Consider the following 7,148-nt stretch of genomic DNA (forward strand, 5'->3'; position numbering starts at 1 on the left):
CCCCACTTTTTATTTATGGTAATTGATTTAAAAAGAAGATCGAGATTGTCCCAGCCCCCGTATGAGCTCCAATAGCTGAACCGATAGAGGAGATATAAACTTCTTTAGGATGGAATTCTTCTTCAATCATCGCCTTCACTTCCAGCGCAGTTTCTAGGTTATCAGCATGACTGATTCCGATGATTTGACTCTCTAAATGGCTGCCGCGCTCCTTCATTAGCTCAATCAAGCGTCGCATCACTTTTTTCTTGCCACGCAATTTTTCAATCGGAACGAGTTTGCCATCTTCGACATTTAAGATTGGTTTAATATTTAAAAGCCCTCCGAGAAAAGCGGATGCCTTTGAAACACGGCCACCCTTTGCCAAATAATCCAAATCTTCAACGGTAAACAGGTGCTCCATGTGCTGACTTCTAAATAGTACATCTTTTATAATGTCTTCTTTTGATCTATTTGCGGCTGCAAGTCTTTGTGCTTCCATGACAATCAAGCCAAATCCAAGCGATGCACACTTGGTATCAATAATCATTAAATCAAAATCTGGATATTTTTCCTTGACTTGGTCAAAAATCATAACAGCGGTTGAATATGTTCCAGATAATTCCGAAGAAAAGGCTATGTATATTCCTGTTTCCTTGTTTTCCGCCATCTTTGTAAAGACTTGCTCAAAAAGTAATGGTGAGGTTTGTGATGTTTTTGGAATTATTCCGCTGCGGATTGCCTCATATACTTTTTGGGGATCAATGTTTTTTACATCTTCATATTGTTGGTTGTCTATCTGAACCTGCAAAGGAAGTAATGTAACGTTATGTTCTTCATAAAAACTTTTTGGTAAATCGCATGCGCTGTCAGCGAGTATTTTTACCGGCATGAAGCTCACCTGCTTTCAAAATATTCCTAATCACATTAAGTTTATAGGTTTCAAGCAAAAAATACAATTACCTTTCTATACTATAGAAAAAATAAGGGGGTTTTCCATTGGTTTGGCTGGAAACAAAAAAAATTTTCGTTGTGATCATTGGGGCATTATTGAATGCCCTAGGTATGAATTTATTTCTGATTCCAGCAAATGTGTATTCCAGCGGGTTTACCGGAATTGCACAATTGTTGACCAGAGTGTTACATGAATTTACTCCGATCCATCTATCGATGGGGGTGTTGCTGTTATTGTTAAATATTCCGGTCGCCATACTTGGATGGAAAAAGGTAGGAAGATCCTTTACCATTTACAGCTTTATCAGTGTTGTTCTGTCTTCGTTATTTTTAGATTTGATTCCGGTAAAACAGGTGTCGCATGACATTTTATTGAATTCGGTCTTTGGCGGAGTCATTATCGCTGTCGGGGTGGGCATAACCTTAAAATGGGGTGCTTCCACAGGCGGACTTGATATTATAGCTATGGTTCTTTCGAGAATGAAAGATAAACCGATTGGGCCTTATATGCTCATTTTAAATGGCTTTATTGTTCTGGCAGCTGGATTTTTATATGGCTGGGAAAAAGCGCTCTATACCTTGGTATTTTTATATGCCTCTACAAGAGTTATTGATACGATCCATACAAGACATGCAAAGCTAACCGCTTTTATCATTACAAAAAAAGCTGAAGAGGTAAAGAATGCTGTTCACTCCAAACTTGTAAGAGGAATCACCATGATTCCCGCTAAAGGAGCGTTCTCCAATGAAACTAGAGACATGCTCATGATTGTCATTACCCGTTATGAACTCTTTGACTTAGAACGAATTATCAAAGAAGTAGACCCGAACGCCTTTACAAATGTCGTCCAAACAACGGGTGTATACGGCTTTTTCCGCAAAGACTGACCAAGAAGGAGAGCATATGAAATCAATTCTAGCCATCATCTTATTGTTTATCCCCATTTTGACTGAGGATTCCACTGTGTTTAGGTTAGTTAAGGTAACAGGAACTACAGGGAATTATCAGATAACAGGGGAATTAAACCCAGCATCCAAAGAGTTTTTTTACACGGTTGAGGATGGACATAATGAATTAGTGAAAGAGGAAAGGGTTTTGCTAAAAGGAAAAGAGGAGAAATGGCGCCAGTTTAGTCTGAAAATCCAAATTCCAAGGGAAAAGTTGCCTGGTAATGGATCGTTGATTTTACATTTGTATGAGAAGGACAAGAGTGGAGAAATACAAAATTCTTTTCCGATGCTGCTGGAAAGGTTTTAAAACAGAAACGGAAGCACCTCGTCTTGGCACTTCCGTTTCCTTTTACATTAAGTAATCTGATCAAGCTCTTGTTGCATTTCTTGGAGCTGTCTTTGTTCCGCGAGGGTCGAGTTCGCATAAGCAGAGCTTAAAGCATTCTTTGCTTTGGCGACGGTCGAATCGCGGTCTGCAGGGCTGGCTGATTTCGCCATCTCAACAAATCTACGTGCTTCATGGAATAATTGGTTGCCCATTTGTTATATTCCTCCAAGCGAGGAATCCTGTACATTGGCCATCTTCTGAGCTTCTGCTTCAGCGTAGGTCATGTGATAAGGAATTCGTTCTGCATGCTTGGTTACAGAATCTTTTCCTTGCTGGACAAAGCGTTTTGATTTGTTTGATCTACCCATTCGAATCCCTCCAATATGCTTAAAAAGCTCATATTGAAACAGCTTGGCTGCCTCATATGTAGTATGCTCTATTTGAAAGAGGTTCATTTAGGTAAACAATGGTGATAAGACCTTAATATTTTAGTTTTAACAAATCTGCCAAATATTTAGCAACGCCATCCTCTTCATTGGTAACTGTTACATCTTTGGCAATCGATTTTACCTCATCGATTCCATTCCCCATCGCAACACCATAACCAGCAAAGTCAAGCATTTCCAAGTCATTATCCTCATCACCAAAGGCAATTATTCTTTCCTGTGGGATCCCAAAATAATCTGCTGCTTTTTTCAAACCAACTGCTTTATTCAATCCTACTTTAATAATCTCAATTACATGCCAGGGAGCAGCCCAGCTACGTTGCTCAATCACTTCCGCATGGACCTCGGCTAAATGATTACGGATTTTTTTGAGCTGTTCTTCTTCTGTATGAATCAGCATGCTTGTAGGGGAGTCTGTTAAAAAATTGCTTAAATCACCTGTTGTCACTCTTGGATTGCCAAAGCTAAAAATATCCAATAATTTCTGATCATGATAGTGAAAATACACATCATCCATTACTTCTGCAATAATATTGTGAAATTGAAAGCTTCTGCAAGCCTCAACAATATCCTTCGCCACTTTAATATCCAATGGTTCGTGATAAAATCCCCAGCCAGGATTACGCGGATGATGTGTAAAGGCCCCGTTAAAATTTACGATTGGCGTATCCAATTCAAGTTCTTTATAATACATTTCACTAGAACGGTATGGTCTTCCAGTGGCAATCATCACGATGTGGCCGGCTTCTCTTGCCTCTTTTATTACATGTTTCGTTTTTGAAGAGATTGTTTTATCATCCTTTAGTAAAGTTCCGTCTAAATCCAGTGCAATTAAATGTTTTTCTGCCATATGAACCCCTTCTCAAATCGGATTTTCTTGATCAGCTTACAAAAGTAATTTATGAATCAAACTGTAATTAAATTATAAATACTATGTTAACAATTTATATAGAGCATGTAAAAAAATTCACACCTAAAGATTCTTTATTTTACTATACTAAGGAATAAGGAGTACAGCTGTTTTATTTGATACTTACGTTAAACAACTCTGATGAGTTTTGTACCCAGTGGATTGGAGCAGAAACCAACATACAAGTTTAACTGAGCCTTTTAGAAAAAAGCAGTTCAAGCTCTCAGAAATGGTTTTATCAATTTGTTTTGTTATAATAAATACAGCAAAAAGTTAGAGGAGTGAAGCAAAAGTGAACGAAGAGTTAAAAGAAAATATTATGGGTGCATTAGAGCTTGTAATTGACCCTGAACTTGGGGTTGACATAGTTAATTTAGGTTTAGTTTATAATGTTGAAATGGATGATGATGGAATCGTAACAGTCACGATGACATTAACTGCGATGGGATGTCCACTTGCAGGAACCATTGTTGATCAAGTTAAGCGAGCTATTGCAGATATTCCTGAAATTAAAGATACTGAAGTCAATATCGTTTGGAATCCACCATGGAACAAAGACATGATGTCGCGTTACGCAAAAATCGCGTTAGGAATTCGTTAAGATGAAAAATAAAGTCATTTTAGTAAGTTCCCATCAGCTTGGCAGAGGGGATGAAGCCCTTGGGGAAAGCATCCTCGAAACGTTTTTTACCATTTTAAAACAAAAAGAAGAACTTCCTGTTGCTGTGTTTTGTATGAACAGTGGAGTCCTAACAATGACTGAGGAGTCATTAGTCTCTGTCCATTTAAAAGAAATGGAGGATAAGGGAGTCAAGATTTTAGCATGCAAAACATGCGCTGATCATTTTGCGGTAACTGAAAAATTAACAGTTGGCAAGATTAGTGGCATGGACTACTTTATCGAATTGGCAAGTAAATATGAGGTTTTGACTATTTCTTAAAACATTTTTACCCTTAAAGGATAAACGCATCAGAGTTCTCAAAAGAATTCTAATGCGTTTTTTTATTTGTTCATTATCGTGGTGATAAAGGACAAAACACGGCTGGTCAGCAAGAAAACTGTTCTTCATCGTGGTGATGAAGGACAAAACACGGCTGGTCAGTAATAAAACTGTTCTTCATCGTGGTGATGAAGGACAAAAAACGGCAGGTCATATAGAAAACTGTTCTTCATCGTGGTGATGAGGGACAAAACTCAACTGGTCAGTAAGAAAACTGTCTTTCATCGGGGGATGAAAGACGGAACGAGGTTAGTCCACAGGAAAATTGGTTTTCATCAACCCTGTAAGTGATTTGAATTAAAGGATTGAACTGTTTTTTTAGAGGCATTACAAAATTCCCCCTGTTTCAGTGCTCTCCTGCCTTTTTTATTCTCTATTTCCATTCACAAAACGTACATATCTAACAGGCACATTGTGAGGTAGTTCACTTTTTTCACCTTTTAAGCTGTTTATAATACAAAGTAATCGAGGCTTTTAAGTTGAAATAGCCTAAATTTTAGGAGGAGTTTCAGAATGAATTTTAATCGGGATTTTAATAAAGATCCGTTTATCGTGATTTGGGAACTAACTCGTGCATGTCAATTAAAATGTCTGCATTGCCGCGCTGATGCTCAATATACAAGAGATCCCCGTGAACTTTCTTTTGAAGAGGGAAAAAACTTAATTGATCAAATATATGATATGAATAATCCTTTGCTTGTTTTTACAGGTGGCGACCCGTTGATGCGGGAAGATGTGTTTGAAATTGCGAAATATGCCGTTCAAAAAGGTGTGCGCGTTTCGATGACACCAAGTGCTACCCCAAATGTTACAATCGAGGCCATGCGTAAAGCAAAAGAAGTAGGTCTTTCTCGCTGGGCATTTAGCTTGGATGGGCCCACTGCCGAAATTCATGATCATTTCCGTGGAACGTCCGGTTCATTTGATCTGACAATGGAACGGATTAAGTACTTACATGAACTGGAAATGCCGATTCAAATCAATACGGTCGTTTCAAGATATAATTACGACCATTTAGAGGAAATGGCTAAATTGGTTGAGGAACTAAACTGTGTTCTTTGGAGTGTCTTTTTCCTTGTTCCAACTGGAAGAGGACAGGTAACTGATATGATTTCTCCAGTTGAACATGAGAAAGTGTTGCGCTGGTTATATGACCTCAGTAAAAAAGTGCCGTTTGATATTAAAACAACCGAAGCTATGCATTATCGTCGCGTGGTGATTCAGCAAAAAATGCGCGAAGCAAAAGCACAAACAGATGAAATCAATTACTTATCAGCTCTGACCGAAAAAGGATTAACTGGTTCTATCGATGGATTAGGAAGGGCTCCAAAAGGGGTAAATGATGGAAATGGTTTTGTATTCATTTCTCATATTGGCGATGTTTATCCAAGTGGCTTGTTACCAGTAAAAGCCGGGAATGTTCGTGAAACCCCATTGGCTGAAATTTACCGCGAATCGCCTATCTTCCAATCATTAAGAAATCCAGATGGTTTTAAAGGAAAATGTGGTGTATGTGAATTCCGTTATGTATGTGGTGGTTCGAGATCAAGAGCATATGCGATGACTGGCGACTATTTGGAAAGTGAACCATTCTGTGTTTATATTCCAAAGGCACTGAGAGAAAAACATTCATAAAAAAAGGAAGCAGCGGTCCTGGAGGAGCTGCTTCCCTTGCTATTCAATATTACAATAGACGGCTGAGCAATTTTCACAGCCAATCTCATCTTTTAGATATTGGAGATTTAAAATAGATATTTTCCCTTTTTTAATCGAAATAATTTTGTCTTTCTTTAAATCACTTAAAATCCGGTTGGTACTTTCGCGTGAGGTACCACAGAAGTTAGCCAATTCTTGATTCGTTAGTGGCAGATCAATTAATATCTCATCACCCTTCGGAACACCGTAACTATTGGACATCCGAATTAAAGTTGAGAAAAGGGCACCGCGTTTACCATTCAAAACTAGATCACGGAACTTTGTTTGGGTTTTACGGAAATGATCACTCATCCATTTCATAAATTCAAATGCAAGCTTACTGTTCTGGAAGATTTCACTTTCAATCACATCTTTTTTAATTGCGGCAATCTCACCTTCTTCAAGGACCCGCGCACTTAATAAATATTTTGGACTATCCGTAAATAGCGTTAGTTCGCCACAAATATCATTTTTTCCACAAATTCTTAACGAAAGCTCACGGCCATCTGACGTAATCTTGCTGATTTGAATTTTGCCAGAAATAATAACATATAATTCATCCGCAATCATTCCTTCTTGAAATAAAAATCTGCCCCGTTCGCTTTTAAATCTGCGGTCTGCAAATTTAAGTATTTCTTTTATTTCAATCGAATGAGTAGGTTTTATGGTAGTTGTCAAACAAAATCACCTCATACCATTATAGAAATGGATATTTTTTATATTCAATAATCTATTTAGTAACATTTTATCCTAGGAAAGCATCTAAAAATGATGTAAACAATGACAATATAGTGAAAACTATTTGAAAGTTATAACAAAGCTACGTGGTAAGTAGTCTATTGTGCCTTAAAAATGAAAGAAGAGTCAATGGGATTAAATATAAT

At 37.8% G+C, this 7,148-nt stretch carries 10 protein-coding genes; 5 read left to right on the plus strand and 5 right to left on the minus strand.

All coding sequences use genetic code 11. The annotated features are described in order from the left end of the window. Positions 1 to 13: 13 nt before the first annotated feature. Complete coding sequence (locus tag V7083_RS20885) at positions 14 to 871, minus strand: DegV family protein (protein WP_335481559.1); 858 nt, start codon at positions 869 to 871, stop codon at positions 14 to 16. 107 nt (positions 872 to 978) lie between these two features. Here V7083_RS20885 and V7083_RS20890 point away from each other — a divergent pair, with 107 nt between their 5' ends. After that, positions 979 to 1,821, plus strand: a complete 843-nt coding sequence (locus tag V7083_RS20890; protein ID WP_335481562.1) for a YitT family protein — start codon at positions 979 to 981, stop codon at positions 1,819 to 1,821. A 16-nt stretch (positions 1,822 to 1,837) separates the two neighbouring features. Continuing rightward, positions 1,838 to 2,191: a Gmad2 immunoglobulin-like domain-containing protein gene (locus V7083_RS20895; RefSeq protein WP_335481565.1), complete on the plus strand. Its 354-nt coding sequence runs from the start codon at positions 1,838 to 1,840 to the stop codon at positions 2,189 to 2,191. A gap of 47 nt (positions 2,192 to 2,238) precedes the next feature. On the opposite strand, the gene V7083_RS20900 is transcribed toward V7083_RS20895, so the two are convergent. The 3 genes from V7083_RS20900 to V7083_RS20910 form a co-directional block, all read right to left on the minus strand. Then, positions 2,239 to 2,424, minus strand: coding sequence for a DUF3813 domain-containing protein (locus V7083_RS20900; protein ID WP_335481569.1), 186 nt, complete (start codon positions 2,422 to 2,424; stop codon positions 2,239 to 2,241). A gap of 3 nt (positions 2,425 to 2,427) precedes the next feature. Next, positions 2,428 to 2,580 (minus strand): hypothetical protein, encoded by a 153-nt coding sequence (locus V7083_RS20905; protein ID WP_335481572.1) that lies wholly within the window; start codon positions 2,578 to 2,580, stop codon positions 2,428 to 2,430. 112 nt (positions 2,581 to 2,692) lie between these two features. Continuing rightward, positions 2,693 to 3,508, minus strand: a complete 816-nt coding sequence (locus tag V7083_RS20910) for a Cof-type HAD-IIB family hydrolase (RefSeq protein ID WP_335481575.1) — start codon at positions 3,506 to 3,508, stop codon at positions 2,693 to 2,695. Between the two features lie 352 nt (positions 3,509 to 3,860). Here V7083_RS20910 and V7083_RS20915 point away from each other — a divergent pair, with 352 nt between their 5' ends. From V7083_RS20915 to V7083_RS20925, 3 genes are all read left to right on the plus strand, one after another. Then, positions 3,861 to 4,169 (plus strand): metal-sulfur cluster assembly factor, encoded by a 309-nt coding sequence (locus V7083_RS20915; protein WP_335481578.1) that lies wholly within the window; start codon positions 3,861 to 3,863, stop codon positions 4,167 to 4,169. A gap of 1 nt (position 4,170) precedes the next feature. Continuing rightward, positions 4,171 to 4,509 (plus strand): DsrE family protein, encoded by a 339-nt coding sequence (locus V7083_RS20920; protein ID WP_335481581.1) that lies wholly within the window; start codon positions 4,171 to 4,173, stop codon positions 4,507 to 4,509. Positions 4,510 to 5,082: 573 nt separating this feature from the next. Further along, complete coding sequence (locus V7083_RS20925) at positions 5,083 to 6,204, plus strand: TIGR04053 family radical SAM/SPASM domain-containing protein (protein WP_335481584.1); 1,122 nt, start codon at positions 5,083 to 5,085, stop codon at positions 6,202 to 6,204. A gap of 39 nt (positions 6,205 to 6,243) precedes the next feature. On the opposite strand, the gene V7083_RS20930 is transcribed toward V7083_RS20925, so the two are convergent. Beyond that, complete coding sequence (locus V7083_RS20930; RefSeq protein ID WP_335481587.1) at positions 6,244 to 6,942, minus strand: Crp/Fnr family transcriptional regulator; 699 nt, start codon at positions 6,940 to 6,942, stop codon at positions 6,244 to 6,246. Between the last annotated feature and the right edge of the window lie 206 nt (positions 6,943 to 7,148).

Origin of the sequence: Bacillus sp. JJ1764 (genome assembly GCF_036962145.1) — a bacterium.
GTDB lineage: Bacteria > Bacillota > Bacilli > Bacillales > Cytobacillaceae > Neobacillus.